The sequence below is a fragment of the Arthrobacter sp. KBS0703 genome (assembly GCF_002008315.2).
In the GTDB taxonomy this organism is placed as follows: domain Bacteria; phylum Actinomycetota; class Actinomycetes; order Actinomycetales; family Micrococcaceae; genus Arthrobacter.
On sequence record NZ_MVDG02000001.1, the window covers coordinates 1,176,154 to 1,201,731 of the forward strand.

The 25,578-nt window shown below is 66.6% G+C and carries 21 protein-coding genes, 2 tRNA genes and 1 pseudogene; 15 read left to right on the forward strand and 9 right to left on the reverse strand.

Annotated features, from left to right (window positions below; translation table 11 throughout):
* The first annotated feature begins 27 nt into the window (after window positions 1-27).
* Entirely contained in the window at window positions 28-1,710 is a 1,683-nt protein-coding gene (ettA, locus tag B1A87_RS05575) for an energy-dependent translational throttle protein EttA (RefSeq protein WP_078028793.1), read from the forward strand.
* Window positions 1,711-1,995: 285 nt separating this feature from the next.
* Here ettA and B1A87_RS05580 read toward each other — a convergent pair whose 3' ends face one another.
* The gene (locus B1A87_RS05580) at window positions 1,996-3,036 is read right to left on the reverse strand and encodes an AAA family ATPase (protein ID WP_078028794.1); all 1,041 of its coding nucleotides are present in this window, start codon (window positions 3,034-3,036) and stop codon (window positions 1,996-1,998) included.
* A 101-nt stretch (window positions 3,037-3,137) separates the two neighbouring features.
* Window positions 3,138-4,109 carry an acyl-CoA thioesterase II gene (locus tag B1A87_RS05585; protein WP_078028795.1) on the reverse strand — a complete coding sequence of 324 codons (972 nt, stop codon included), beginning with the start codon at window positions 4,107-4,109 and terminating at the stop codon, window positions 3,138-3,140.
* A gap of 63 nt (window positions 4,110-4,172) precedes the next feature.
* On the opposite strand from B1A87_RS05585, the gene B1A87_RS05590 reads away from it, so the two are divergent.
* The gene (locus B1A87_RS05590) at window positions 4,173-4,835 is read left to right on the forward strand and encodes a hypothetical protein (RefSeq protein ID WP_078028796.1); all 663 of its coding nucleotides are present in this window, start codon (window positions 4,173-4,175) and stop codon (window positions 4,833-4,835) included.
* 6 nt (window positions 4,836-4,841) lie between these two features.
* On the opposite strand, the gene B1A87_RS05595 is transcribed toward B1A87_RS05590, so the two are convergent.
* The 4 genes from B1A87_RS05595 to pepN all read right to left on the reverse strand — a co-directional run bounded on the left by B1A87_RS05595 (window position 4,842) and on the right by pepN (window position 9,171).
* Window positions 4,842-5,300 carry a globin gene (locus B1A87_RS05595; RefSeq protein WP_078028797.1) on the reverse strand — a complete coding sequence of 153 codons (459 nt, stop codon included), beginning with the start codon at window positions 5,298-5,300 and terminating at the stop codon, window positions 4,842-4,844.
* Window positions 5,301-5,302: 2 nt separating this feature from the next.
* A complete protein-coding gene (locus B1A87_RS05600; protein ID WP_078028798.1) occupies window positions 5,303-5,974 on the reverse strand; it encodes a mechanosensitive ion channel family protein in 672 nt (223 codons plus the stop codon).
* Between the two features lie 110 nt (window positions 5,975-6,084).
* Window positions 6,085-6,564, reverse strand: coding sequence for an OsmC family protein (locus tag B1A87_RS05605; protein ID WP_078028799.1), 480 nt, complete (start codon window positions 6,562-6,564; stop codon window positions 6,085-6,087).
* A 54-nt stretch (window positions 6,565-6,618) separates the two neighbouring features.
* Entirely contained in the window at window positions 6,619-9,171 is a 2,553-nt protein-coding gene (gene pepN, locus B1A87_RS05610; RefSeq protein ID WP_078028800.1) for an aminopeptidase N, read from the reverse strand.
* Window positions 9,172-9,332: 161 nt separating this feature from the next.
* Here pepN and B1A87_RS05615 point away from each other — a divergent pair, with 161 nt between their 5' ends.
* The 3 genes and pseudogenes from B1A87_RS05615 (at window position 9,333) to B1A87_RS05625 (ending at window position 11,902) form a co-directional block, all read left to right on the forward strand.
* A complete protein-coding gene (locus tag B1A87_RS05615) occupies window positions 9,333-10,337 on the forward strand; it encodes a hypothetical protein (protein WP_078028801.1) in 1,005 nt (334 codons plus the stop codon).
* Window positions 10,338-10,440: 103 nt separating this feature from the next.
* Complete coding sequence (locus B1A87_RS05620) at window positions 10,441-10,935, forward strand: ribose-5-phosphate isomerase (RefSeq protein ID WP_078028802.1); 495 nt, start codon at window positions 10,441-10,443, stop codon at window positions 10,933-10,935.
* Window positions 10,935-11,902, forward strand: a pseudogene (locus B1A87_RS05625) (Fpg/Nei family DNA glycosylase). Before B1A87_RS05620 ends, B1A87_RS05625 begins: the two are co-directional and overlap by 1 nt.
* 60 nt (window positions 11,903-11,962) lie before the next feature.
* On the opposite strand, the gene B1A87_RS05630 reads toward B1A87_RS05625, so the two are convergent.
* Window positions 11,963-12,036: transfer RNA gene (locus tag B1A87_RS05630), tRNA-Gly, on the reverse strand.
* Window positions 12,037-12,177: 141 nt separating this feature from the next.
* Here B1A87_RS05630 and B1A87_RS05635 point away from each other — a divergent pair.
* The 7 genes from B1A87_RS05635 (at window position 12,178) to B1A87_RS05665 (ending at window position 19,825) form a co-directional block, all read left to right on the forward strand.
* Window positions 12,178-12,252: transfer RNA gene (locus B1A87_RS05635), tRNA-Pro, on the forward strand.
* Window positions 12,253-12,333: 81 nt separating this feature from the next.
* The gene (gene tig, locus B1A87_RS05640; protein WP_078028804.1) at window positions 12,334-13,716 is read left to right on the forward strand and encodes a trigger factor; all 1,383 of its coding nucleotides are present in this window, start codon (window positions 12,334-12,336) and stop codon (window positions 13,714-13,716) included.
* Window positions 13,717-13,999: 283 nt separating this feature from the next.
* Window positions 14,000-14,614 (forward strand): ATP-dependent Clp protease proteolytic subunit, encoded by a 615-nt coding sequence (locus tag B1A87_RS05645; protein ID WP_078028805.1) that lies wholly within the window; start codon window positions 14,000-14,002, stop codon window positions 14,612-14,614.
* Between the two features lie 38 nt (window positions 14,615-14,652).
* Entirely contained in the window at window positions 14,653-15,312 is a 660-nt protein-coding gene (locus B1A87_RS05650; protein ID WP_078028926.1) for an ATP-dependent Clp protease proteolytic subunit, read from the forward strand.
* A gap of 184 nt (window positions 15,313-15,496) precedes the next feature.
* Complete coding sequence (clpX, locus tag B1A87_RS05655) at window positions 15,497-16,786, forward strand: ATP-dependent Clp protease ATP-binding subunit ClpX (RefSeq protein ID WP_078028806.1); 1,290 nt, start codon at window positions 15,497-15,499, stop codon at window positions 16,784-16,786.
* 153 nt (window positions 16,787-16,939) lie between these two features.
* Window positions 16,940-17,554 (forward strand): DsbA family protein, encoded by a 615-nt coding sequence (locus B1A87_RS05660; RefSeq protein WP_078028807.1) that lies wholly within the window; start codon window positions 16,940-16,942, stop codon window positions 17,552-17,554.
* Window positions 17,555-17,947: 393 nt separating this feature from the next.
* On the forward strand, window positions 17,948-19,825 hold the full coding sequence (locus tag B1A87_RS05665; RefSeq protein WP_078028808.1) for a glycoside hydrolase family 15 protein: 1,878 nt from the start codon (window positions 17,948-17,950) through the stop codon (window positions 19,823-19,825).
* Between the two features lie 79 nt (window positions 19,826-19,904).
* On the opposite strand, the gene valS is transcribed toward B1A87_RS05665, so the two are convergent.
* Entirely contained in the window at window positions 19,905-22,526 is a 2,622-nt protein-coding gene (gene valS, locus B1A87_RS05670; RefSeq protein WP_078028809.1) for a valine--tRNA ligase, read from the reverse strand.
* A gap of 75 nt (window positions 22,527-22,601) precedes the next feature.
* Here valS and B1A87_RS05675 point away from each other — a divergent pair, with 75 nt between their 5' ends.
* The 3 genes from B1A87_RS05675 to B1A87_RS05685 all read left to right on the forward strand — a co-directional run bounded on the left by B1A87_RS05675 (window position 22,602) and on the right by B1A87_RS05685 (window position 24,367).
* Entirely contained in the window at window positions 22,602-22,970 is a 369-nt protein-coding gene (locus B1A87_RS05675) for a DUF488 domain-containing protein (RefSeq protein WP_078028810.1), read from the forward strand.
* A gap of 48 nt (window positions 22,971-23,018) precedes the next feature.
* Window positions 23,019-23,780: an SDR family oxidoreductase gene (locus B1A87_RS05680; RefSeq protein WP_078028811.1), complete on the forward strand. Its 762-nt coding sequence runs from the start codon at window positions 23,019-23,021 to the stop codon at window positions 23,778-23,780.
* Between the two features lie 146 nt (window positions 23,781-23,926).
* The gene (locus tag B1A87_RS05685) at window positions 23,927-24,367 is read left to right on the forward strand and encodes a glycerophosphodiester phosphodiesterase family protein (RefSeq protein WP_395940226.1); all 441 of its coding nucleotides are present in this window, start codon (window positions 23,927-23,929) and stop codon (window positions 24,365-24,367) included.
* A gap of 84 nt (window positions 24,368-24,451) precedes the next feature.
* On the opposite strand, the gene B1A87_RS05690 is transcribed toward B1A87_RS05685, so the two are convergent.
* Window positions 24,452-25,555 carry an endonuclease/exonuclease/phosphatase family protein gene (locus tag B1A87_RS05690; protein WP_260680693.1) on the reverse strand — a complete coding sequence of 368 codons (1,104 nt, stop codon included), beginning with the start codon at window positions 25,553-25,555 and terminating at the stop codon, window positions 24,452-24,454.
* Window positions 25,556-25,578: the final 23 nt, after the last annotated feature.

The following is a 25,578-nucleotide window of genomic DNA, read 5'->3' on the forward strand; positions in this document are numbered from 1 at the left end:
CCCCGCCAACCCACTAGATTTGGAAGCATGGCGGAATTTATCTACACAATGACCAAGGCCCGTAAGGCTGTTGGCGAAAAACTTATTCTCGACGACGTAAGCATGTCCTTCTTCCCGGGCGCCAAAATCGGCGTTGTTGGCCCCAACGGTGCCGGTAAGTCCACCATTCTGAAAATCATGGCAGGCCTGGACATACCCTCCAACGGCGAAGCCCGGCTGAGCCCCGGCTACAGCGTGGGCATCCTGCTCCAGGAGCCGCCGCTCAACGAGGAAAAGACCGTCCTGGGCAACGTCCAGGAAGGCGTTGGCGAGATCTACGGCAAGATCCAGCGCTTCAACGAGATTTCCGAAGAGATGGCCAGCCCGGATGCTGACTACGACTCCCTCCTGGAGGAAATGGGCCAGCTGCAGGAAGCCATCGACGCCGCCGACGCCTGGGACCTCGATTCCCAGCTCGAGCAGGCCATGGACGCCCTCCGGTGCCCGCCGGCCGATGCCGACGTCACCCTCCTTTCCGGCGGTGAGCGCCGCCGCGTCGCACTCTGCAAGCTCCTGCTCCAGAAGCCGGACCTGCTCCTGCTCGACGAGCCCACCAACCACCTGGACGCGGAGAGCGTGCTGTGGCTGGAGCAGCACCTGTCCTCGTACGCAGGGGCCGTGCTGGCCGTCACCCACGACCGGTACTTCCTTGACCACGTCGCGGAATGGATCGCGGAAGTGGACCGCGGCCACCTGTACCCCTACGAAGGCAACTACTCAACCTACCTGGAGAAGAAGCGGGCCCGCCTGGAAATCCAGGGCAAGAAGGACGCCAAGCAGGCCAAGCGGCTCACCGAAGAACTGGAATGGGTCCGCTCCAACGCCAAGGGCCGGCAGACCAAGTCCAAGGCGCGTCTGGCACGCTACGAGGAAATGGCAGCCGAGGCTGACCGGACACGCAAGCTGGACTTCGAAGAAATCCAGATCCCGCCGGGACCCCGCCTGGGCGGCCTGGTCCTCGAGGCCAAGAACCTGCAGAAGGGCTTCGACGACCGCACCCTGATCGACGGCCTGTCCTTCTCCCTGCCCCGCAACGGCATCGTCGGAGTCATCGGCCCCAACGGCGTGGGCAAGTCCACGCTGTTCAAGACCATCGTGGGGCTCGAGCCCCTCGACGGCGGCGAACTGAAGATCGGTGACTCGGTCAAGATCTCCTACGCGGACCAGAGCCGCGGCGGCATCGACCCCAACAAGACCCTGTGGGAGGTCGTCTCGGACGGCCTCGACTTCATCCAGGTCGGCCACGTTGAAATGCCCTCCCGCGCCTATGTCGCCGCCTTCGGCTTCAAGGGACCGGACCAGCAGAAGAAGGCAGGCGTGCTCTCCGGCGGTGAGCGCAACCGCCTGAACCTCGCACTGACCCTCAAGCAGGGCGGAAACCTGCTGCTCCTCGATGAGCCCACCAACGACCTCGACGTCGAGACCCTCAGCAGCCTCGAAAACGCGCTGCTCGAGTTCCCGGGCTGCGCCGTGGTGGTCTCGCACGACCGCTGGTTCCTGGACCGGGTGGCCACGCACATCCTCGCCTACGAAGGTGACGAGGAGAACCCGTCGAAGTGGTACTGGTTCGAAGGCAACTTTGAATCCTACGAGGAGAACAAGGTGGAGCGCCTCGGCCCCGACGCCGCCAAGCCGCACCGCGTCACCCACCGCCGCCTGACCCGCGACTAGTTCCGCAGCGAGGCCGGTACCACGCTGAACTGCTCCCCGAAAGTTGGACTGAACTTCAGTTCTAACTTACGGGGAGCAGTTTCATGTTTAAGGGCAGTTCGTTGTCGGAGGAGCAGCGCGAAGCCGCGGTGCGGCTGTTTGCGACCGTTGGGGGTCCAGGGCCGTAGCGAGCAAGCTTGGGGCGGGTCGGAAAGCTGTCCTCCGGTTGCACGACAGTGGAATAGTTGAGCTTTTTCCCGCTCGGGGGCCGGACAGGCCTTCGCCTGACAGCCGCCGCAGATCCGGTCAGACCAGCCAGCGCCACCAGCGTGACCGCTCCGGTTCCGGCGTCGGTTCCGGCTCCGGCTCCGGCTCCTCGCCCAAGGCCAGCGCGGCCTCGACGATGTCGTCCGCGGTGAGCGTCATGACGGCCTCACGATCGAGCGCGTCGAGACTTTGTTCCTCGTCGAGCGACAGCCGCAGCGCCTGGCGGTTGAGCGCCTGCTCGAACAGCGTGCGGGCGAACCGTGCGTTGCCGGAGTCCTCGCCCGCGTGGAGCCCGGTGAGGATGCGGCGCAGCATCTGGTCCGCACCCGGCTCCAGCGTGTACTCGTGCTGGGCCAGCATCTGGTGGAAGATCGTCTGGAGTGCGTCGACGGAGTAGTCGGGGAACGTGATCTCGCGGGCGAACCGGGAGCGCAGTCCGGGGTTCGAGAGCAAGAAGGACTCCATCAGCCGCGGGTATCCGGCCACGATCACGACCAGGCGGTGGCGGTGGTCCTCCATCCGCTTGAGCAGGACCTCGATCGCCTCGGGGCCGAAGTCCGTCCGGCCGTCCTCCGGGGCCAGAGCGTAGGCCTCGTCGATGAACAGGACGCCGTCCAGCGCACGCCGGATCACCCGGTCCGTCTTGATGGCGGTCGCGCCGACGTACTGCCCCACCAAGCCCGAACGGTCGACCTCGACCAGGTGGCCTTTCTGCAGCAGACCGACCGCGCGGTACATCTCGGCCAGGAGCCGCGCCACGGTGGTCTTGCCCGTGCCCGGGTTTCCGAGGAACACCAGATGCTGTGATGTCGCCACCTCCGGCAGGCCGTGCGCCTTACGGCGGGCCTGGACCTGGAGCAGTGCGACGAGCGCCCGTACCTGTTCCTTCACGGTCTCCAGTCCGACCAGCGCGTCGAGCTCGGCCTGCACCTCGGACAGCGGCCGGGCCGGCCCGGGCCTCGCACCGATGAGATCGCCGACCAGGTCGTCGACGCGCTCAGAACCGTGCAGCCTGAGCTGATCGGTCAGATGGCCGATGGTTTCGCGCAGGTCGTCGAGCGGATTGCGGCTGGCAGCCATGCATCCACTGTAGTCCTCGATTCCCGACCGGGATGGGGTTGGCCGGCTGCGTCCGCAGGTCCGCACGCCCGGAGGACCGTCCCGCGGCCCTGCTTGTCCCGCTATGCCCGGCGCATCTGGTGCTGGAGGACTTTCGACTGGAAGGCCCCTGCCACTTTGCTCTTCAGGTCAGTCGGCACGCGGACCATCCCTTCCTGGGCGACGGATGCCACATGCAGTCCCTCGCGGTTGAAGATCTTTCCGGTGGCGAGCCCGCGGGCTCCCTGCGCGCTGGGGCTTTCCTGGACGTACAGCAGCCACTCATCCACCCGCACGGGCCGGTGCCACCACATGGCGTGGTCCAGGCTGGCCACGCTCATGCCCGGCGTGATCCAGCTCAGTCCGTGCCGGCGCAGAATGGATTCGAGCAGCGTGTAGTCGCTGGCATACGCCAGTGCGGCGCGGTGGGTGTTGGCGTCGTCCGGCATGGCGCTGAAGGTCTTCATCCACACCGCATTGCGGGCTTCCTTCTTGCCGGTGGCCGCGACGTACAGGGGCGGATCGACGTGGCGGATGTCGAAGGGCCGCTCGTACGCCCAGTGCCGCGCCACGGGGTGGTCGAACTTGCCCAGGAGATCCGCCGTGCTGGGAAGTGATTCCGGATCAGGAATTCCCTCGGGCATCTCCGACTGGTGTTCCAGGCCCTCGTCCCCGGCCTGGAACGAGGCGATCATGGACAGAATGGGCGTGCCGTCCTGGTACGCGTGCACGCGGCGTGCCGAAAAAGACCGGCCGTCGCGCAGCCGCTGCACGCCGAAGGTGATGGGCTTGTTCGCGTCGCCGGGCCGCAGGAAGTAGGCGTGCATGGAATGCACGGCGCGGACGGGATCCACGGTGCGCATCCCGGCGATCAGGGACTGCGCCAGGACCTGGCCCCCGAACACGCGCTGGTGCGGCTGCCGCTGCGACGGGCCCATGAAGATGTCCTCGTCCGTCCGGGCGCCCTCAAGCTCGCCAAGATCCAGCAATTCGATCAGCGAGGTGGTGGGGTCGTTCAAGGGCAATGCCTGCACTCCGGCGTCCGCTTCAGTCATGGTTTGACTCTAGACGTCGCCCCGGCACCGCTCAACCGGGGCCCAGCCGGTAGTGTTCTTAATGTGTCTGATCTCCTCACCCAGTCCATCCGCTTCGCCGACCCCCGCGACCTGGCCGATCTCCGGACCTACGCCACCCGCGCCAAGGCCATCGACGACGGCGCCATCCGCCTCCAGGCGGCGGGCATGGTCCTGGCCGCCTACGTCTGCGTGCTCCGGCCCCGGCTGCTGGGGGAGTCCACCCCCACCATCCTCGGCCTGCGGACCATGGCGCTGGCCGAACCGTCCGCCGCGGACTTCACCGTCCCGCTCGCTGCGGTCCTTGACCGGCTCGCGCGGGCTGGTGAGAACGACGCCGAACTCCCGGTCCCGCCGTCGACGGTCACCGAGTCCTGGGCCGGCGTCGGAGCGCCGCGCAGCGGCTGGGAGCTGATCGCTTCAGTGCCGGATGACGTCCTCCGGCGAGCCGCGGAAGCCGGCATCGCCGAGGTGGCCGGAATCGTCCCGGACAAGCCCGGTGCCCTGATGGTCAACAACGCCCGTGCCGCAGTCTGGGGCCGCGAACTGGAAGGGCTCCCGGGCCTTCCCGCCGGTGCCGCCTTTGCCGCCCTGGCCCTCGGATTCCTCGGCTCCGACGAACAGCGCCTCTACCGGGCCGGCCGCTGGTTCCGGCTCACCGGCAGCCGCGGGCACGTCCTGGCCAGGACCGGCGTCGGGCTGCCCTAGCCGGACCTATGCTTCAGACGGGCTGTTCACCATGGACAGCGCCGCCCGTTCCATGTAGTCCCACAGGGTGCCCTCGTGCAGCGGCGGCAGCTGGAGCGAGTCCACGGCCGTGCGCATGTGGTGCAGCCAGCGGTCCTTGGCCTCGGGCGTGACCCGGAACGGCATGTGGCGCATCCGCAGCCGCGGATGTCCGCGCTCTTCGCCGTACGTCGTGGGCCCGCCCCAGTACTGTTCGAGGAACATCAGGAAGCGCCGCTTCGCCGGAGCAAGGTCCTCTTCCGGGTACATCGGCCGCAGCAGCGGGTCGCTGGCCACGCCGTCGTAAAACACGTCGATGAGCTTCACGAAGGTCTCGTGGCCGCCCACGGCATCGTAGAAGTTGTCCGTGTAACCGGGCTGGCTGAAGGGGTCATTACGCATCAGCTGCTGCGGCGCGTTGGGTTCGGAGGGAGTGGGAAGGGTCATGGCTATTCTCCGGCCTTCTGCTGCGGTCCGTGCTGGGGTTCAGCCTCGAGCGGCCCCTCGCCTGGCTCATCGTCTGGGGCCACGTAATTGCCCTGGGACCGGTTGCCCACGCGGAGGATTTCGCCGTTGCGGAGATACCAGATGGCCCCGTTGTCATCACGGACACGGGTGATGCGCAGGCCGATCGATTCGACGACGCCCACCACTTCGCTGGTCTCGATGATGTCTCCGATACCGTACTGGTCCTCGATGGTGATGAAGATTCCGGCAAGGAAGTCGCGGATCAGCTGCTGGGCGCCGAAGCCGATGGCGATACCCAGGATACCGACGCTTGTCAGCAGCGGCGCGACGTCCACGTCAAGGTTTTTCAGCACGTAGATGCTGGTGATGACGGCAATGACCACGCCCACCACGCTGTTGAGCAGCGACCCGATGGTGTTGGCGCGCTGGACCCGCCGCTCGTGGTCGAGGGCGCGGAGGGCGGGGGCGACCCACTTGAAGTGCGGCTTCTTGAACAGCGCTGTTCCGCTGGCGACACGCTTGGTGATCCGGGAGATCACGAAGCTCGCCAGCAGCCACAGGATGATGCCTGCACCGAGGCTGATCGCGATGCCGGCGACGTCGAAACCGGTGGGCTCCAGCGAGGCCGAGGGCGTTGTAAACATGCTGTACATCTGTAGGGATGCTCCTTGCTGCTGTCCGACGGCGGCCGGGGGTATCCGCCGGTCTTCCGGCGGCGGCCTGCTCTCTGGTCAGTTTTAAGCGTAGCGGTGTATCCCGCTGGCTAACTTCCGGCCGCTGTGGTATCCGGAACGTGCAGTACAGGGAAATTTACGCTGCGGGCGATGAAACACAGGGCGTTGGCTTCCCGGTGCATTTCCTGGGTCAGCGCGATGTGGGCGGCGTCGGCCACCGTTACCCGCGGCCGGAGGGTCACCTTCTCGAACTGCCCGCTGCCGTCACGGTTGAGCCGCATCATGCCCGTGGCGTTGTCCTCATACGACAGGACGACGACGCCGTGCTTCACCGCCACGTGCAGGAAGGACAGCATGTGGCACTGGGCGAGTGCCGTCAGGAGCAGTTGCTCGGGGTTGTACCGCGACCGGTCGCCGCGGAACGTGGGGTCGGCGGAGCCCTTGAGGACCGGCAGCCCCGGAATCTCGACGTCGTGGTCCCGGGAGTACTCCCGGTAGGACGACGTGCCGCTTCCAAGGTTGCCGGTCCAGCGGACGGTCAGTGAATAGTGGTGCTCATCAAGGCCCATGGGGCCAGTTTAGAGCGCCCGCAGTTCACATCGCGCCGCTCTGGCACCTGCGGCTCAGACGTCGGCCGCGCGTGCCCGCAGTGCCCGGGCGACGCCGTCGCGGTTTTCCAGCATCATGCGGCGCAGCGCCGCGCTGTCCTCGGGGAGTGACGCGAGGAACTCGTCGGTGCGGTCCACGGTGGCCTGCGTGGTCAGTTGCGCCGGGTAGAGCCCGACGACGACCTGCTGCGCCAGTGCGAAGGTCCGCTCCGCCACGATGCCGGGGACGGCCGCGAAGTACTTCTCCGCGTACGGCTCCAGCAGTGCGGTGTCCAGCACGCGGGTGAAGCCGGTGACCGCAGAGCCCTGGATGGCGTTGGATAGCTCGCCCTTGACCACGATCGACTCCCAGGCCGCCGCCTTGGCCTCCGCCGTGGGGATCGCGGCCTTCGCCAGCGCCGCAGCGTTCTGCCCGCTGGAGGTGTTGTCCCGCTCCAGTTCCGCGTCGATCTGTTCCTGGCCCAGCCGTCCACCCACCACGAGTGAGGCCACCAGTTCCCAGCGCAGGTCCTGGTCGACCGTCAACCCGTTCAAGGTGACGGAGCCGTCCAGCAGCCCGGCCACGTTGTCCAGCTGCGCGCCGCTCCGGGCCAGCAGGGCGTAGGACTTGATGAACTGCAGCTGCGCATCCGAACCGCCGGGAACGGCCGAGGCGAGCTCCCAGAGCCGGTCTCCGGCGGCCACCGACGCGGCTTCGCGGTGCTCCTCCGCCACATAGAACGTGAGCGTGGTTGCCAGCTGCCGGAGCTGGACCAGGATCACCGACGAGTCACTCTCGGAGGCGATGTTGGCCAGGATCAGGTCCACATAGCCGCGGGCCGGGCTCTCGCCGTCGCGGGCGGCGTCCCAGGCGGAGCCCCACACGAGCGTGCGCGGAAGGCTTTCCCGGAAATCCTTCAGGTGCGACTTGGCGGTTGCGAGGGACTTCTCATCCAGCCGGACCTTCGCGTACGCGAGGTCGTCGTCGTTGAGCAGGATCAGGTCCGGCCGTTGGAGGCCGGCGAGTTCCGGCACGTCCGTCCGGTCGCCGTCGACGTCCAGCTCCTCGCGGTGGACGCGCTCCAGCTTTCCTTCCTCGGTGACGTCGTAGAACCCCACGGCCAGCCGGTGCGGCCGGAGGGTGGGCTGGTCGGCCACAGCGGACTGCAGGATGGCGAAGGCCGTGATGGTGCCGTCGGCGTCGACTGTCAGCTCCGGCTTGAGCGAATTCACGCCGGCGGTTTCGAGCCAGAGCCGGCCCCACTGGTCCAGGTCGCGTCCGCTGGCCTTCTCCAGTTCGATCATCAGGTCGCCCAGCTCGGTGTTCTTCCAGGAGTGCTTGGCGAAGTATTCGCGGACGCCGGACATGAACTGCTCCGGACCCACCCAGGCCACGAGCTGGCGCAGCACGGAGGCACCCTTGGCGTAGGTGATGCCGTCGAAGTTGACCTCGACGTCCTGGAGGTCGTTGATCTCGGCAAAGATGGGATGGGTGGTGGGGAGCTGGTCCTGGCGGTAGGCCCAGGACTTCTCCACCGAGGCAAACGTGGTCCAGGCGCTCTGGAACTTCGTGTTCTCCACCGCGGCGAGGTGGGACATGTACTCGGCAAAGGACTCGTTGAGCCAGAGATCGTTCCACCAGCGCATGGTCACCAGGTCGCCGAACCACATGTGGGCCAGTTCGTGCAGGACCGTGATGGCGCGGCGCTCCACCTGGGCCTCCGGCACCTTGCCCCGGAACACGTAGCCTTCGAGGATGGTCACCGCCCCGGCGTTTTCCATGGCTCCGGCGTTGAATTCGGGGACGAAGAGCTGATCGTACTTCTCGAACGGGTAGGGGCAGCCGAACTGCGCTTCGAAGAACTCGAACCCCTGCCGCGTGAGTTCGAAGATGTTGTCGGCGTCGAGGTACTGCATGAGCGACTTCCGGGCGAACACGCCCAGCGGGACCACCCGGCCGTCGGAGCTGGTGACGTCGCTGCGCACGGACTGGTACGGACCGGCGATCAGCGCCGTGACGTAGGAGGACAGGCGCGGGGTGGGGCTGAACTCCCAGACCGAGCGGGCGCGGCCGTCTCCCGCCGGGGAGGCCTCCACGGGGGCCGGCGTGGGGGAGTTGGAGATGACGTCCCAGTGTGACGGCGCCGTCACGCTGAACCTGAACGTTGCTTTGAGGTCCGGCTGTTCAAAGACGGCGAACATCCGGCGGGAGTCGGGCACTTCGAACTGCGTGTACAGGTAGACCTCGCCGTCCACCGGATCAACGAAGCGGTGCAGCCCCTCGCCGGTGTTCATATACGGCGCGTCCGCCACCACCGTGAGTTCGTTGTGTTCGGCGAGGTCCGGCAGCTGGATCCGGACGCCGTCGGATACCTTGGCAGGATCGAGTTCACGGCCGTTCAGGGTCACGCTGTGGACGCTCTGCGTCACGGCGTCGATGAACGTCGAGGACCCCGGTACAGCCGTGAACTTCACCGTGGTGGTCGAGCCGAAGACTGTCTCGCCCGTGGTCAGGTCCAGGGCGACATCGTAGGAATCGACGGCGATCAGGTCGGCGCGCTCGCGAGCTTCGGCGCGCGTCAGGTTCATACCTGGCAAGGTTGTGCCTCCAAAGGTGTTGGTTGCCGGACAAGCCCCAGCCTGCCCGTCAGTGGGTCACTGTGAAGTCATTGTTTCATTCCCCGCATCGTTGGCAAGTTGCGCGGATCACTTTCTCCGCGCCGGAGCAGGCTCAGGGGTAGCGTTAAGGCATGGGAAAGCTCCTCGATGCTGTGGACACGAAGGCACTGCGGTTCGCCATCGGTTTCCCCCTGCTGCTCGCTGCCGGCTTCACAGTCTGTGCCGTCCTGCTTCGCCCGGATCTGCCGGAGCCGCTGGCGGTCAGATGGAACGACGACGGCGGAACGGCCTTTGCGCCGTTCCCCGCCTATGTGGGCGTCGGGTCCGCCATGATCGTCGTGGCCGGCTGGCTGGTGCTGCTCCAGGCCGTGCCCGTGTCACGCCCCACCGTGATGCGCCGGATCATGATGGGCGCCGGGCTGACAGTCAGCCTGTTTATCACCAGCGTGCTGGCGGCCGGACTCGTGGGACAGGCCGGGGTCACGGATGCCCGCGAGTCCAGCGTGGACGTGATAGTGCTGGCCATGGGAAGCGGCGCCGCCCTCGCCCTGGGCGTCATCATCGGGTTTGTCTTCAAGGCCGACCAGCAGTGGACCCCGGAGGATGACCGGGCCCTTGAACAGGCGCTCGACCCCGAGCTCGCCACCGATTCCATCCGGCTCTGGGTCCACGCCCGGAGCTCCGTTTTTGTCATGATCGGCATCGCCAGCCTGTTTCCGGCCGCCCTCCTTGCCATCGCCGTTCCCTGGCTGGGTGCCCTGCTGGTTGCGGCGGCCGTCGTCGGCGCCGCATTCCTTTTCGCCAGGGTTACCGCGGACCGCAGCGGGTTGCGCGTGTTCGTTGCCGGGATCCTTCCCGTCGTGGACGTGCCGGCCGCCGCCATTTCGGCGGCCGATCCCGCGGATGTCCGCGCCGCCGACTATGGGGGATGGGGATACCGCCACCACGGCGAAACAGCAGCCGTGCTCGTGAGCAGCGGTCCCGCCGTCGTGGTCCGGAAAACTGACGGACATCGGCTCGCGGTGAGCGGCGGAAACTCCGACTCGGCGGCGCGCCTTGCCGAGGTCCTGACGCGGGTGGCTGCCCGGGCCCGCGGCGAAGGCCGCCCTCCTTCCGCAGGCGACGGGGGCGCGTAGCTTCCTGCAGCCCGGGCAGGCACAGCTAGTACTCTTGGATCTGTTGATCTGACCTGTACCAGCCCGGCCGCGGCCCGGTGCTCATGACTGAACGGAAGCTACCGTGACCACTACTCCTGCATTCCCGCGGGTCCACATCGCCACTGACCACGCCGGCATGGAGCTGAGCGCCCACCTGGTGAGCCACCTGTCCGCGAAGGGTTACGACGTGGTGGACCACGGCCCGAGGGAATATGACGCCCTGGACGATTACCCGGCCTTCTGCATCAATGCCGCGCTCGCGGTCGTGGCGGACCAGTCCGCCGGCGTCCACGCCCTGGGCATCGTGCTGGGCGGCTCCGGGAACGGCGAACAGATCGCTGCCAACAAGGTCAAGGGTGTCCGCGCGGCGCTGGCCTGGAACCACTCCACCGCCGTCCTGGCGCGCCAGCACAACGACGCCAACGTCGTGGCTGTCGGCGGCCGCCAGCACAGCGTCGAGGAAGCAACTGCCCTGATTGAGGCATTCCTGCAGGAGCCGTTCAGCAACGACGAGCGCCACATCCGCCGGATCGGCAAAATAGCAGCCTACGAAACCACGGGCGAGGTCGTCGAGTAGTGCCTGAAGGGCACTCTATCCACCGGCTTGCCCGCCAGTTCGGTGACGTCTTCGCCGGCGAGCAGCTTGCCGTGACCAGCCCGCAGGGCCGCTTCGCCGCCGGGGCCGCGCTCCTGGACGGACGCACGCTGATGTGCGCCGACGCGCACGGGAAGCATCTGTTCCTGCGCTTCGACCACGGCATGGTCCTGCACGTCCACCTCGGACTGTACGGTGCATGGGACTTCGGCGGGGACAGCGAATTCCGCGGTGCGTCCAGCATCGGCGCGCCGCGGAAGGTGGGGGAGCGGGAGGTTCCCGACGACGCCGCGCCGGCGGCCTACGCCGGGCCGCCCGCACCGGTCGGCGCCGTACGCGTGCGGCTGGCGGGGAAGCACGGCTGGGCCGACCTGCGCGGAGCCACCACCTGCGCCGCCATCACCGAGGCGGACGCGGATGCCGTGCTGGCCCGGCTCGGACCCGACCCGCTGTCTCTTATACACATCTAGATGTGTATAAGAGACAGCTTCATATGCGGGATCCGCGGCAGGAAGCCGATCCGCCGCCCAACGGGAGTGGTGGCCGCGATGACTTTGTCCGGCGCGTGTTGGCCCGCCGGATGCCGCTGGCATCCCTGCTGATGGATCAGAAGGTGATTGCCGGCGTCGGGAACGTGTACCGCGCCGAAGTGCTGTTCCGCCGGCGGATGGACCCCTGGCTTCCCGGCAGCTCGCTGACGGCGGAGGCGGCCGGCCTCCTCTGGGATGACACTGCCGCTGTGATGGCCGACGGCGTCCGCGACGGCAGGATCATCACCACGACAGCGGCTTTCTGGAGCAGATCGGCTCCGTTGCCGCCGGCCGAGGACGCGCATTTCGTGTACCGCCGCCACGGCCAGCCCTGCCGCGTCTGCGGCACGCCAGTGGCGCTGACGGAGCATGCAGCGCGCAAACTGTACTGGTGCCCGTCATGCCAGCGCGCCGGCTGATCTCCGGAAGAAGGTCCCCGCGACACAAGAAAGGGCCCCTCGGTGAGGGGCCCTTTGTGCTGGAGGGGACGACGGGAATCGAACCCGCGTAATCAGTTTGGAAGACTGAGGCTTTACCATTAAGCTACGTCCCCGTAGGAAAGCGTTCAGGCCTGCGGCCTTCACTCAATCTTTCGGTCTGGCTGTTGAAGCCGGATATAACTAAACCTAATTCATGCCCCACGTGTCAAATGTGCAAAGCCGGCAGGTATGAACGTAGACTGTCCTGTGCATTACGGGGTGTAGCTCAGCTTGGCTAGAGCGCCTGCTTTGGGAGCAGGAAGTCGCAGGTTCAAATCCTGTCACCCCGACTCTGCGGCCCGGGCCGATGGCCCGGACAGAATCACGCGTTTGCAGAACCCCATCCAACAAAACCCAGGAGTACTTAGACTGTGAAGAGCGCTGTCGAGAACCTCACCCCCACGCGGGTCAAGCTCAATGTTGAGGTCCCCTTTGAGGAATTGAAGCCCAGCATCGAAGAGGCATACAAGACTGTTGCTTCCCAGATCCAGGTCCCTGGCTTCCGTAAGGGCAAGGTCCCCTCCAAGCTGATCGACCAGCGCGTCGGCCGCGGCTACGTGCTGGAGACCGCCATTAACGAAGGCCTCAACGGCTGGTACCAGGCTGCCGTTCAGGAATCGGGCATCCGCCCCCTGAGCCGTCCCGAGGTTGAGATCACTGAGGTTCCGGACCCGTCCGCAACCGATGGCGAGCTCAAGTTCCACGCCGAAGTTGACGTCCGCCCGGAGATCGAGCTTCCGGACTACGCCGGCATCAAGGTTGAGGTTGCCGCTGCGGAGTCTTCCGAAGCGGACGTCGACAAGGCCTTGGATGAACTGCGCGGCCGCTTCGGCACGCTCAAGTCTGTGGAGCGCCCCGCCGCTGACGGCGACTTCCTCACCATCGACATCACGGCAAGCATCGACGGCGCCGAGGTTGACTCCGCCGCGGGCCTGTCCTACCAGGTTGGCGCCGGCACCATGCTCGAAGGCATGGACGAGGCAGTCACCGGCCTGAGCGCCGATGAAGACGCCATCTTCGACACCACCCTTGTGGGCGGTGACCACGCCGGCGAAGCCGCGCAGGTCAAGGTCGTCGTCAAGTCCGTCAAGGAGCGCGAGCTGCCTGAGGCCGACGACGACTTCGCCCAGCTGGCTTCGGAATTCGACACTCTGGCTGAACTGCGCGAAGACCTCGCCAAGCAGGCCGCCGACTCCAAGGTCGTTGAGCAGGGCGTCGAAGCCCGCGACAAGGTCCTGGACAAGCTCGTCGAGCTCGTGGCAGTTCCCGTCCCGGACTCGGTTGTCGAAGAGCAGCTCGAGCAGCACTTCAACGCCGAGAACGCCCACGGTGAAGGCGAGCACGACACCGAGGAGCACCGCGCCGAGGTCAAGGCCAACACCGAGCGTGCCTTCCAGAACGAAATCATCCTCGACGCCATCGCCGAGAAGGAAGAAGTCAACGTCAGCCAGAACGAGCTGATCGACTACATCGTCACCACCGCCAGCCAGTACGGCATGGACCCGAACCAGTTCGCCCAGATCATTGACCAGAGCGGCCAGGTCCCCATGATGGTCTCCGAGGTCCGCCGCCGCAAGGCGCTGGCCGTTGTTCTCGGCCAGGCCGAGGTCACGGACTCCGAGGGCAACAAGGTTGACCTGAGCGACTTCGTCCGCCCCGGCGGCGAAGAGGCTCCTGCCGCCGAAGGCGAAGCAGCAGAAGACGCTGCGGTCGAGGCCGTACCGAGCGACGATCCCGCTGCGGCGAAGTTCTGATAGCTCAGACATATCAGCCGTGAAGTTCCAGTAGCTGGCAGCTGCGGACAAGCCCCCCGATCCCTGGATCCGGGGGCTTCTCCGTTTAAGCCCCGGTTGCCGGGGACCCGGAATTCACGCGGACGATGCGGCCGGCTGCGATCGTGCGCCGTCAGCGAACAGCGCGATTCCGAAGAACAAAACCGCTGCGAAAGCGGTTAGTGTCCAAGTAGTGAAGTTCAGTGATGTCACCGTCACCAGCGAGAGGTAAGTACATATGTCACAGCAAGCAGGGGCGCCCCGCATGGCAACCGTCGATCCGGCAGCCCAGGACAACTACATTTACAACCGCCTGCTGAAAGAGCGCATCATCTGGCTCGGGTCCGAGGTCCGCGACGAGAACGCCAACGCGATCTGCTCGCAGCTGCTGCTCCTTTCCGCGGAGAACCCCGAGAAGGACATCTACCTCTACATCAACTCACCCGGCGGCTCCGTGACCGCCGGCATGGCCATCTACGACACCATGCAGTTCATCCCGAACGATGTCGTTACCGTGGCCACCGGCCTCGCCGCCTCCATGGGACAGTTCCTGCTGTCGTCCGGCACCAAGGGCAAGCGTTACGCCACCCCGAACGCCCGCATCCTGATGCACCAGCCCTCCGGCGGCATCGGCGGTACTGCCTCGGACATCAAGATCCAGGCCGAGCTGATCCTTCACATGAAGAAGGTCATGGCGGAACTGACCGCCGAGCAGACCGGACAGACAGTCGAAACCATCCTCAAGGACAACGACCGCGACAAGTGGTTCACGGCCAAGGACGCCCTCGACTACGGCTTCTTCGACAAGATCGCCGCCCACGCAGGTTCCGTTGCCGGCGGCGGAGGCACCCAGAATGCCGCCTCCAACGGCGAGAACTGACCGGCACGTAGACAGAACTGAATCCAGGAGCAATGAACATGAACTACAATTTCGGATCGTCTGCCGGCAACCTGCCGACCAGCCGCTACGTGCTGCCCCAGTTCGAGGAGCGCACGCCGTACGGCTTCAAGCGCCAGGACCCCTACACCAAGCTCTTCGAGGACCGCATCATCTTCCTGGGTGTCCAGGTTGACGATGCCTCCGCGGACGACGTCATGGCGCAGCTGCTGGTGCTGGAGTCCACGGACCCCGACCGGGACATCACGCTGTACATCAACTCGCCCGGTGGTTCCTTCACCGCCATGACGGCGATCTACGACACCATGCAGTACATCCGCCCGGAGATCCAGACCGTGTGCCTGGGCCAGGCGGCCAGCGCGGCCGCAGTCCTGCTTGCTGCGGGTACCCCCGGCAAGCGGCTTGCCCTGCCCAACGCCCGTGTCCTGATCCACCAGCCGGCCCTGTCCGGCGGCCAGGGGGGCCAGGCCTCGGACCTTGAGATCCAGGCCGCGGAAGTCATGCGGATGCGGTCCTGGCTCGAGGACACGCTGGCCAAGCACTCGGGCCGGACTTCGGAGCAGGTCAACAACGACATCGAGCGCGACAAGATCCTTACCGCCGCCGAGGCCATGAACTACGGCCTGATTGACCAGGTGCTGGATTCGCGCAAGATCAAGCCGCAGGCGATTGTCAGGTAAGAGGATGTTTTCCCGGCGCCGGTGAGGTTCAGATTTTTTGGGCCGCACCGGCGTCCGGTTTCCACCCCTCAGGCCGAATGTGACCTAGAGTGGATGTAATCACGGCCCGATCCGCCAGGGGATGACCGTGATTCAAGCAACCGTGCACAGCTGCACTCGCAGCAAGATACTAAGGGGTTCACATATGGCTCGGATTGGCGAGAGCACGGATCTGCTCAAGTGCTCTTTCTGCGGAAAGAGCCAGAAGCAGGTGCGCAAGCTCATTGCCGGGCCCGGCGTCTATATCTGCGACGAGTGCATTGAGCTCTGCAACGAGATCATTGAAGAAGAACTCGCGGAAGTAGCCGATCTGGGCAGTTTCGAACTGCCCAAGCCCCGGGAAATCTTCGACTTCCTGCAGGAATACGTCATCGGCCAGGAACCCGCCAAGCGGTCCCTCGCCGTCGCCGTCTACAACCACTACAAGAGGATCCAGGCCGGCCACGCCCCCAAGAGCGGCAGCCTGGCGGACGGCGTCCATCACGACGACGTCGAAATCGCAAAGTCCAACATCCTCCTGATCGGCCCCACCGGCTGTGGCAAGACCTACCTGGCGCAGACCCTGGCACGACGCCTGAACGTGCCGTTCGCCGTCGCCGACGCCACGGCCCTGACCGAGGCCGGCTACGTTGGCGAAGACGTCGAAAACATTCTGCTCAAGCTCATCCAGGCCGCGGACTACGACGTCAAGAAGGCCGAACAGGGCATCATCTACATCGACGAGATCGACAAGATCTCGCGGAAGAGCGAGAACCCTTCGATCACCCGCGACGTCTCCGGCGAGGGCGTCCAGCAGGCCCTGCTGAAGATCCTCGAGGGCACCGTGGCGTCGGTTCCGCCGCAGGGCGGGCGCAAGCACCCGCACCAGGAATTCATCCAGATCGACACCACCAACGTCCTCTTCATCGTCGCCGGCGCTTTCGCCGGCCTAGAGGACATCATCGGTTCGCGCTCCGGGCGCAAGGGCATCGGTTTCGGGGCCCCGCTCAACGAGGTTAAGAACACCACCGACTCCTATGGCGAAGTGATGCCGGAGGACCTCCTCAAGTTCGGCCTCATTCCCGAGTTCATCGGCCGGCTGCCGGTCATCACCACTGTGTCGAACCTGGACCGCCCTGCGCTCATCCAGATTCTGTCCACTCCCAAGAACGCCCTGGTGAAGCAGTACCAGAAGATGTTCCAGCTGGACGGCGTCGAACTCGTGTTTGACGACGCCGCACTGGACCTCATCGCCGACCAGGCCCTGGAGCGGGGAACCGGCGCCCGCGGTCTCCGCGCCATCATGGAGGAAGTCCTCCTGCCGGTGATGTTCGATCTGCCCAGCAGGGATGACATCGCCAGTGTGGTGATCACGGCCGACGTCGTTGCCAAGAAGGCGCAGCCCACCATGATCGCGCATGATGTGGTGGCCAAGCGTCGGAATAAATCCGCCTAATTCGTCGCTGTGCATGAGGGCATGCCTGCCGTATGCCACTCCCGCTGACCTCACGTGATGCATTCGCGCGCGCCATCGCGGCGTGCCGCCGTCACTGCGCGCCGGCCATGGCCGGGCGCTGCCCGCTCACCACGACGAGAGAAGGATTCATCCATGACTGAAACCATTTCCAACAAGGCCGACTTCTGGTTCGACCCCCTGTGCCCCTTCGCCTGGATCACGTCCCGCTGGATCGGCGAGGTCGAAGGTGTCCGTGACATCAGCACCGAGTGGCACGTCATGAGCCTCTCCGTGCTCAACGAGGGCCGGGACCTGGACCCCAAGTACCGCGAAGCCATGGACAAGGCATGGGGCCCGGTCCGCGTCATCATCGCCGCCCAGGAACAGCACGGCGACCACGTGGTCAAGCCGCTCTATGACGCCATGGGATTGCAGATCCACGACGGCGGCCAGAAGGACTTCTCGATCGTCATCAGCAAGGCCCTGGCCGATTGCGGCCTGCCGGCGGAACTGGCCGCGGCCGCCGAGTCCGACGCGTTCGACGTCCAGCTCCGCGCCAGCCACGAGCAGGGCATCTCCCTGGTCGGCCAGGATGTCGGGACACCCGTGGTGGCGTTCAACGGCACAGCCTTCTTCGGCCCCGTGCTGACCCGCATTCCCCGCGGCGAGGAAGCCGGCCGGCTGTGGGACGCGACGGTCACTCTGGCCTCATACCCGCACTTCTTCGAGATCAAGCGCAGCCGGACCGAGAGCCCCGCCTTCGACTAGGCAGCAAGCGGCCGTTCACGCCAGTTTGAGGCACCGGTAGCCCCGGCAGAACTACATCAGAGTAGTTCTGCCGGGGCTATTGCGCATCCAAATCCGGCGGACAACAATGGTTCTTACCCACTTCGAAAGAAGAGGGACACGAGAACCAAAGATTCAGTGACACTCATCTGTCGCAGCCTTCGGCAAAGGCAGATGATGGCTACCAGTGACGAGGTAGGAAGACCTGAAAATCCGAGGATCTCGCCAGGTTATCGCAGACGTCACGAGATAACCGAAAAGTCGAAGCCCCACCAACGGCAAAACGCTGATGGGGCTTCCCCTTTGCCCTGAATGCGTGGCCCCCAAGAAGCTTGCCACCCGAAACTTGCCCGAACAGCCCGGTCAGGTGTGTCCATGAGCAGTGAACCGATCGCGGACTACGCCCTCCTGTCCGACTGCTGCTCGGGCGCGCTGGTGAGCGCAGCAGGCTCCGTGGACTGGCTCTGCTTCCCCCGCTTCGACAGCCCCTCGGTGTTCGGCCGGATCCTCGGCCCCGAGGCGGGATACTGGTCGGTCCGGCCCGCCGGGGCCTACTCCTCGACCCGCCGCTACCTCGGCCCCACATTGGTCCTGGAAACCACCCACACCACCGCGGACGGGTGCGTGACCGTCACGGATGCCCTCGCCCTCGGTGACGGCCGGCGGGGCCACGAGCTCGGTGCGGACTCGCCGGGCAGTTTGCTGCGGCAGGTGTCCTGCACGCAGGGCTCGGTCGACGTCGACATCGTCCTCTGCGCCCGGCCCGGTTATGGCCTCGCACGGCCGCTGCTCAGCGCAGCCGACGGCGGTGTCCTGGTCCGCGCGGGAGACACGGTCCTGACGTTCTCGACGCCGATGCCGTTCCGGATCAACAACGACGACGACGCCGGTACGGCGCAGGTGCGCTTCACCCTCTCCGCCGGGGACGTGGTCGGCTTTGCCCTCCACTCTCCGCACTCTTCAAAGGGAGCCCCCGGTTCAGGTGAGCTCGGGGGCGCGGTCACGGGGTTCTGGAGCCAGGATGAGATCGGACGCAGGCTCGGGGATACCGTCCAGGGCTGGACCAGCTGGTCCGCGATGCACCAGAACTACCGCGGCCCGTGGCAGGAGCTCGTGGCCGGCAGCGGACGGATTCTGCAGGCGCTCAGCTACTACCCCACCGGGGCCATCGTGGCTGCTCCGACCACGTCGCTGCCGGAGGTGGCCGGCGGTGCGCGCAACTGGGATTACCGCTACACCTGGATCCGGGACGCCAGCATGACGCTGCAGGCCCTGTGGGTGGCGGCCTGCCCGGACGAGGCCGGGACGTTCTTCCAGTTCCTGGCCACCGCGGCCGCCCGCCAGCTAGCCGGCGGCGAGGAACTGCAGATCATGTTCGGCATCGGGGGGGAACGGGAGCTGCCCGAACGCGAACTCGCGCACCTGCCGGGCTGGCGCGGCAGCGCTCCGGTACGGGTGGGCAACGGCGCCTGGAACCAGCGCCAGCTCGATGTCTACGGCGAGCTCTTGGACGCTGCCGCCACCCTGCCGCAGTACCTCGCGGAACTGGCCCCGGAAACACGGACGTTCCTCGCCGACGCCGCGGACACGGCCGCCGCGCGCTGGGAGTCCGCCGATCACGGCATCTGGGAAGTCCGCGGGGAGCCGCGGCACTACCTGCACTCCAAGCTCATGTGCTGGGTCGCTGTGGACCGCGCCATCTCCCTCGCCGGAATCCTGCACGCAACCGAAAGGGTCCCGCGCTGGACGGAGGCGAGGGACGCGATTGCGGAGTCCATCCGCACCGAGGGATGGAGCGTGGCGGCGAACGCCTACACCCAGGCGTACGGCTCAGACGAGCTCGACGCCTCGGCCCTGCTGCTCTCCGTCGTGGGCTTCCTGCCGGCAGATGATCCGGGCATGATCGCCACGATTGAGGCGATCGAGGGGCGGCTCACGGACGCCCGCGGCCTCGTGTACCGTTACCTGGCCGACGACGGCATGGCAGGGGAGGAAGGCACGTTCCTGCTGTGCACGTTCTGGCTGGCGCACGCACTCGCCCTCGCCGGACTCACCCAGCGCGCCCGGGCCGTCTTCGAGCGGGCAGCCGCGTTCGCGACGGACCTGGGCCTGATGGCCGAAGAGGTCGCGCCGGACAGCGGCGAGCTGCTGGGCAACTTCCCGCAGGCGTTCAGCCACATCGGCCTCGTCAACGCAGCCTGGGCGATCAGCGAAGCAGAGGCCCGGGCGGCGGGCCACAGACACGGAGAATGAGCGAGGGCGCCGGCCAGGTTTTCCTGGCACGGCGCCCTCGTCAGCTTCCTGATGTCAGCGGAATGACTCCGGACCGGCGTCAGGCCTGGGCGGGCTCCTCTGCCGGAGCCAGCTCCACGCCGCTCACGGTCAGTTCGCCGTCGCCGGTAGCCAACGTGATCTCCTGGGCATTCGCCGCGGCCTTGAGGTCGCCGAGCCCGGCCTCGAGCTGGGCCACGAGCGAGGCATTGGCCGTAATGGTCGCTGCGAGCACCCCGGTGCGCTGCTTGACCTTGGCCTCGGACTTGGCCTTCCGGATACCGCTGAGGGCAACGCCCACAGTGCCCAGCATGGTGGTGTCCCCGGCGGTGATCTCCAGCGCGGCCGGCCACTCGGCGCGGTGCACCGAGCCTGTCCGCCACCAGCTCCAGACCTCTTCCGTGGCGAAGGGCAGGAACGGGGCGAAGAGCCGCAGCAGCGAGTCCAGCGTGGTGGCCAGGGCGGCCAGCACGGAGGCCTGCTCGGTCTCGCCGGCAGCACCGTAGGCGCGGTCCTTGATCAGCTCGACGTAATCGTCGGTGAACTGCCAGAAGAACGATTCGGTGATCTGCAGGGCCCTGGCGTAGTCGTAGTTGTCGAACGCCTTGGTGGCCTGGGCAATCACGTCGGAGAGCTGGGCCAGCACCGCGCGGTCCAGCGGGTTGGTCAGCACGGACAGGTCCGTGGAGACCACCGAGTTCTCCGTCGCTCCCAGGTTCAGCACGAACTTGGAGGCGTTGAGGAGCTTGATGGCCAGCCGGCGGCCGATCTTCATCTGCGCGATCTCGTACGCGGTGTCGGCGCCGAGCTTGGCGGAGGCGGCCCAGTAGCGGACGGCGTCGGAGCCGAACTCGTTCAGGACGTCCGTCGGCACCACCACGTTGCCCTTGGACTTGGACATTTTCTTGCGGTCCGGGTCCAGGATCCAGCCGGAGATGGCCGCGTGCTTCCAGGGTGCGCTGTCCTGCAGGGCGTCGGCGCGCACGGCCGAGGAGAACAGCCATGTGCGGATGATGTCGTGGCCCTGCGGGCGGAGGTCGAACGGGTAGACCTTGGCGAAGAGGTCCTCGTCCCGGCTCCAGCCGCCGACGATCTGCGGGGTCAGCGAGGACGTGGCCCAGGTGTCCAGCACGTCGGCGTCGCCCGTGAAGCCGTTGGGCTGGTCGCGCTGGGACTCCTCGAAGCCGGGCGCGGCGTCCGCGGCCGGATCGACCGGCAGGGACTCATCGGACGGCAGGACCGGGTGGTCGTAGTCCGGGTTGCCCTGGGCATCCAGCGGGTACCAGACCGGGATCGGCACGCCGAAGAACCGCTGGCGGGAGACCAGCCAGTCGCCGTTCAGGCCGGCAATCCAGTTCTCGTAGCGCGAGCGCATGAAGGACGGGTGGAAGTTGATTTCCTGGCCGCGGCTGATCAGGCGTTCGCGGCGGTCCGCGTCACGGCCGCCGTTGCGGATGTACCACTGGCGGGAGGTGACAACCTCGAGCGGCTTGTCGCCCTTCTCGAAGAAGTTCACCGGGTGGGTGATCTTCTTGGGTTCGCCGTCCAGCAGGCCGGCCTCGGTGAGGAGCTCTACCACGGCTTCCTTGGCCGAGAAAACGGTCTTGCCGGCGATGGCCGCGTACGCTTCACGGCCGGCGTCGGTGGTGATCCACTCCGGGGTGTCGGCCAGGATGCGGCCGTCGCGGCCCACAATCGCACGCGTGGGAAGCTGCAGTTCACGCCACCAGGTGACGTCCGTCAGGTCGCCGAAGGTGCAGACCATGGCAATGCCGGAGCCCTTGTCCGCCTTGGCCAGCGGGTGCGCCTTGACCTCCAGTTCGACGTCGAACAGCGGGGACTTTACGGTCTTACCGAACAGCGGCTGGTAGCGCTCGTCGTCGGGGTTTGCCACCAGCGCGGCGCAGGCCGCCAGCAGTTCGGGACGCGTGGTCTCGATGTAGATCTTCTCGCCGTCGGCGGTGAAGAACGGGTAGCGGTAGTACGCGCCCGGCACTTCGCGGTCCTCGAGCTCGGCCTGGGCCACCGCGGTGCGGAACGTCACGTCCCACAGGGTGGGGGCTTCGGCCATGTAGGCGTCGCCGGCCGACAGGTTCGCGAGGAAGGCGCGCTGGGAGACGGCGCGGGAGGTGTCATCAATCGTGCGGTAGGTCAGGTTCCAGTCGACCGACAGGCCCAGGGTCTGGAACAGGTTCTCGAACACCTTCTCGTCCTCGACGGCGAGTTCCTCGCAGAGATCGATGAAGTTCTGCCGGGAGACGACGTCGAAGTCGCGCTGGTTCTTCGCAGGCTGTGCCGGCGGCCGGTACCCGGCGTCGTAGGGGATGGCCGGATCGCACCGGACGCCGTAGTAGTTCTGCACGCGGCGCTCGGTGGGCAGGCCGTTGTCGTCCCAGCCCATCGGGTAAAACACGTTCTTGCCGGTCATGCGCATGTAGCGGGCCTGGACGTCAGTGTGCGTGAACGAGAACATGTGGCCCACGTGGAGGGAGCCTGACGCCGTCGGCGGGGGAGTGTCGATCGAATAGACCTGCTCCCGGGTGGTGTCCGGGTTGAACTTGTAGGTTCCTTCGTCCAGCCAGCGCTGCGTCAGGGCAGCCTCGAGGCCTTCAAGGGCCGGCTTGTCGGGAACGTTGATGGGGGCGGTGGCGGGCGTGTCTGTACCCTGCGTTGATTCAGCCATGGGCCAATTGTTTCATGCCCCGCAGAGGTAGCCTGCAGCGGCGCCTCCCGGCCGGCCTGCAGTAGCATGCCGCGTATGGAACATGCAGGCGGTTCTTTCCGGATTAAGCGCATCTATGACGATCCCGCGGACGACGACGGTTGCCGGGTTCTGGTGGACAGGCTCTGGCCGCGCGGCGTCAGCAAGGAAAGGGCCCGCCTTGAGCTCTGGCTCAAGGAAATCGCGCCGTCGCCGCCGCTGCGGCAGGAATTCGCCCACATGCAGGAGCGGTTCGCCGATTTCCGGGCCCAGTATGAGGACGAACTGGAGGACAACCCCGCGGTGCAACAGCTGCTGGACCTGGCGTCACGGCACCAGAAGGTGACGCTGCTGTACGGGGCCAGGGACCCGGAAGTGAACCATGCCCGGGTGCTGCTGGAGTTCCTCGAAGCCAGGAGTTTCTAGGGGCGGACGGCGCTGAGCGCTGCTGCCGAATGGCGCTAGGGTGGTGCCATGACTGAGGTTTCGAACACAAAAGCAGCTGTAGTTACCGGCGCGAGCACCGGCATCGGGGAAGCGACCGTCCGGTCATTGAGGGCCGAAGGGTGGACGGTCTATGCGGTGGCCCGGCGACAGGAACGGCTGGCCGCGCTGGAAGCCGAGACCGGCGCCGTCGCCATTCCGGCCGATATCACCGAGGACGCGGATGTCGCCAGGCTCCTGGCCGACGTGACGGCGGCCGGCGGGATCGACACCCTGATCAACGTCGCCGGAGGCGCCCGCGGGGCCGATCCCGTGGGGCAGGCCAACACGGACGACTGGGATTGGATGTACCGGGTTAATGTCCTCGGCACCTTGAAACTCACGCGCGCGTTCCTGCCCATGCTGCGGCAGGGCGGCGAAGGCACGGTCCTGAACCTGACGTCCACGGCCGGGCTCACCGCCTACGAGGGCGGTGCCGGCTACAACGCCGCCAAGTTCGCCCAGCATGCCCTGACAGGAGCACTCCGGCTGGAGGAGGCCGAACACAACATCCGCGTGATCGAGGTCCTCCCCGGGCTGGTCCAGACCGAAGAGTTCGCCCTCAACAGGCTGGGCGACCCCGCCGCCGCCAGCAAGGTTTACCAGGGCGTGGAAAAGCCCCTCACGGCGGAGGACGTGGCGGATGTGGTGCGGTACGCGGTGTGCGCGCCGCACCACGTCAATCTGGACCAGATCGTGATCCGGCCGGTGGCGCAGGCGGCGACTCACAAGCTGATCCGCAAACAGGCGTAACGGCACCGGACGTTCACCCCGGATTGGTCCGGATGTCGGGCAGTGGTGGCCGGCCGTTGGCAGCCGGCCGCCACGGTGGCACGTGCACCTGCACACCACCAGAGTGGAGAACACCACATGCACACCACCAGAGTGGAGAACACCACATGCACACCCTGACGACGCTTGGCGCTGCCGTACTCAGCGCAGCCCTGCTCCTCGCCATTCCGTCCCACGCAATGGCTGCGGACACCTACGCCCAGGGCGGAGACAACCACTTCGACCTCCAGGCCCACCGGGGCGGGATCGGACTCACGGTCGAGTCCACCCTTCCGGCCTTCGCCAAGGCCCTGGAAACCGGCGTCACCACGCTTGAGCTTGACCTCCAGATCACCAAGGACGGGCGCGAGGTCATCACGCACGACCGCAGGATCAGCGACAAGAAGTGCGCCGACACTGGCCCGGTCACGCCGGGGGACCCGATGTTCCCGTACGTCGGCAAGTACATCAAGGACCTCACCTTCGCCTACCCGGACCGCCTCCGCGATGTCATGGCCGAGTCCGGCATGAAGCTCCCGCAGAGCAAGCAGCCTGTTCCCGGGCGCTGACCCCGCAACGGGTTGTGAAAGGAGGGCGGGGCGCCCCGCCCTTTTGCGCGTCCGGGCTGCCCGTCCGGGCGGCAGCGTATGGATCTAGCCGGCCGCCGGAACGCTCAACGTGGCCATCACAGCGGCATGGTCGGTTCCGGGAATACGGTGCACTGCGTAGCCGGAGTTCCTGATGTGCGGCGTCGTCACCAGGTGATCGATGACGATGCCGGGCAGCGGGATGCCCTCCATGGGCCAGGTGGGTTCCATGGGCCATGTGGGCATGAGCCGGCCGCCGGACGCCGTCCCCACGTCCACCATTTTTCGTCCGCCCGGACCGCCGTCGAGAACGCTCCGGAACTCGGCGTGATCGTAGGTGGCGTTGAAATCTCCGATCAGCAGCCGGTTGCCGGGCCCGCTGGGTCCGGCGCGGCCAAGGAGCCTGCCCAGCGCCGCGAGGTCGCTCCGCCACTGGCCGACCCGGACGTCCACCGGCGGCAGCGCATGAACGTTTGTCACTTCGAGCGTGGCCCCGTGCCCGGCGTCCTGCAGCTGCAGCCGCACCGTGCGGATCTGGAAGGGAGTGTCCGGCACCAAGCCGACAGCCTGCATCTCGTACTTGGAATAGGTCGCGCTGCCGGCGCCGTCATCCGTGGGACTGCTGATCCTGTGCGGCAGGAGCCTTCCCAGCCCCTCGGCCTCCAGCCGGTCTTCAAGTGCCTGGGTATGCTCCTGGACCGTCAGCAGGCCCACGCCGTTCTCCCGGACCAGCCGGACGATTTCGGCCGCATCGGCCTGGCCGAACCGGGAATTGATGTTCATGGCTGTCAGCGGGACCGACGAGCCGGCCGTGTCAGCGGAAGAGCCCCCGGCGTCCGCACGGCCGGCGTCGGGCGGCCAGAGCCAGAACAGTTGCGCCGCCAGCAGGACAGCGGCAGCGGCCATGGCCAGCACGCGGCGGCTCAGCAGGGCAAGCGCCATGGCCGCGATGGCCGGAATCACCATCCAGGGCGTGAAGGACAGGAGCTGGACCACGGGCGTCGGCCATTCCGCGGGGACGGCCCGGAAGATCGACAGCGACGCCACGGGCAGGAGCACGGCGAACGCCAGCAGCTGCCAGACGAAGGGCCGTCCGTGCTTCGAAGCGCCGGCGCCGCGTCCCGGGGGCGCCGGAGGGCGTTCGGAAGGGTTCCTGTCGGCGTCGGTCATGGGATCGAGTCTAGGCACGGACA

Coding starts and splice junctions, on each gene's coding strand:
- ettA (WP_078028793.1), top strand. CDS start 28: ATGGCGGAATTTATCTACACAATGACCAAGGCCCGTAAGGCTGTTGGC.
- B1A87_RS05580 (WP_078028794.1), bottom strand. CDS start 3,036: ATGGCTGCCAGCCGCAATCCGCTCGACGACCTGCGCGAAACCATCGGC.
- B1A87_RS05585 (WP_078028795.1), bottom strand. CDS start 4,109: ATGACTGAAGCGGACGCCGGAGTGCAGGCATTGCCCTTGAACGACCCC.
- B1A87_RS05595 (WP_078028797.1), bottom strand. CDS start 5,300: ATGACCCTTCCCACTCCCTCCGAACCCAACGCGCCGCAGCAGCTGATG.
- B1A87_RS05600 (WP_078028798.1), bottom strand. CDS start 5,974: ATGTACAGCATGTTTACAACGCCCTCGGCCTCGCTGGAGCCCACCGGT.
- B1A87_RS05605 (WP_078028799.1), bottom strand. CDS start 6,564: ATGGGCCTTGATGAGCACCACTATTCACTGACCGTCCGCTGGACCGGC.
- pepN (WP_078028800.1), bottom strand. CDS start 9,171: ATGAACCTGACGCGCGCCGAAGCTCGCGAGCGCGCCGACCTGATCGCC.
- B1A87_RS05615 (WP_078028801.1), top strand. CDS start 9,333: ATGGGAAAGCTCCTCGATGCTGTGGACACGAAGGCACTGCGGTTCGCC.
- B1A87_RS05645 (WP_078028805.1), top strand. CDS start 14,000: ATGGCAACCGTCGATCCGGCAGCCCAGGACAACTACATTTACAACCGC.
- B1A87_RS05650 (WP_078028926.1), top strand. CDS start 14,653: ATGAACTACAATTTCGGATCGTCTGCCGGCAACCTGCCGACCAGCCGC.
- clpX (WP_078028806.1), top strand. CDS start 15,497: ATGGCTCGGATTGGCGAGAGCACGGATCTGCTCAAGTGCTCTTTCTGC.
- B1A87_RS05660 (WP_078028807.1), top strand. CDS start 16,940: ATGACTGAAACCATTTCCAACAAGGCCGACTTCTGGTTCGACCCCCTG.
- B1A87_RS05665 (WP_078028808.1), top strand. CDS start 17,948: ATGAGCAGTGAACCGATCGCGGACTACGCCCTCCTGTCCGACTGCTGC.
- valS (WP_078028809.1), bottom strand. CDS start 22,526: ATGGCTGAATCAACGCAGGGTACAGACACGCCCGCCACCGCCCCCATC.
- B1A87_RS05675 (WP_078028810.1), top strand. CDS start 22,602: ATGGAACATGCAGGCGGTTCTTTCCGGATTAAGCGCATCTATGACGAT.
- B1A87_RS05680 (WP_078028811.1), top strand. CDS start 23,019: ATGACTGAGGTTTCGAACACAAAAGCAGCTGTAGTTACCGGCGCGAGC.
- B1A87_RS05685 (WP_395940226.1), top strand. CDS start 23,927: ATGCACACCCTGACGACGCTTGGCGCTGCCGTACTCAGCGCAGCCCTG.
- B1A87_RS05690 (WP_260680693.1), bottom strand. CDS start 25,555: ATGACCGACGCCGACAGGAACCCTTCCGAACGCCCTCCGGCGCCCCCG.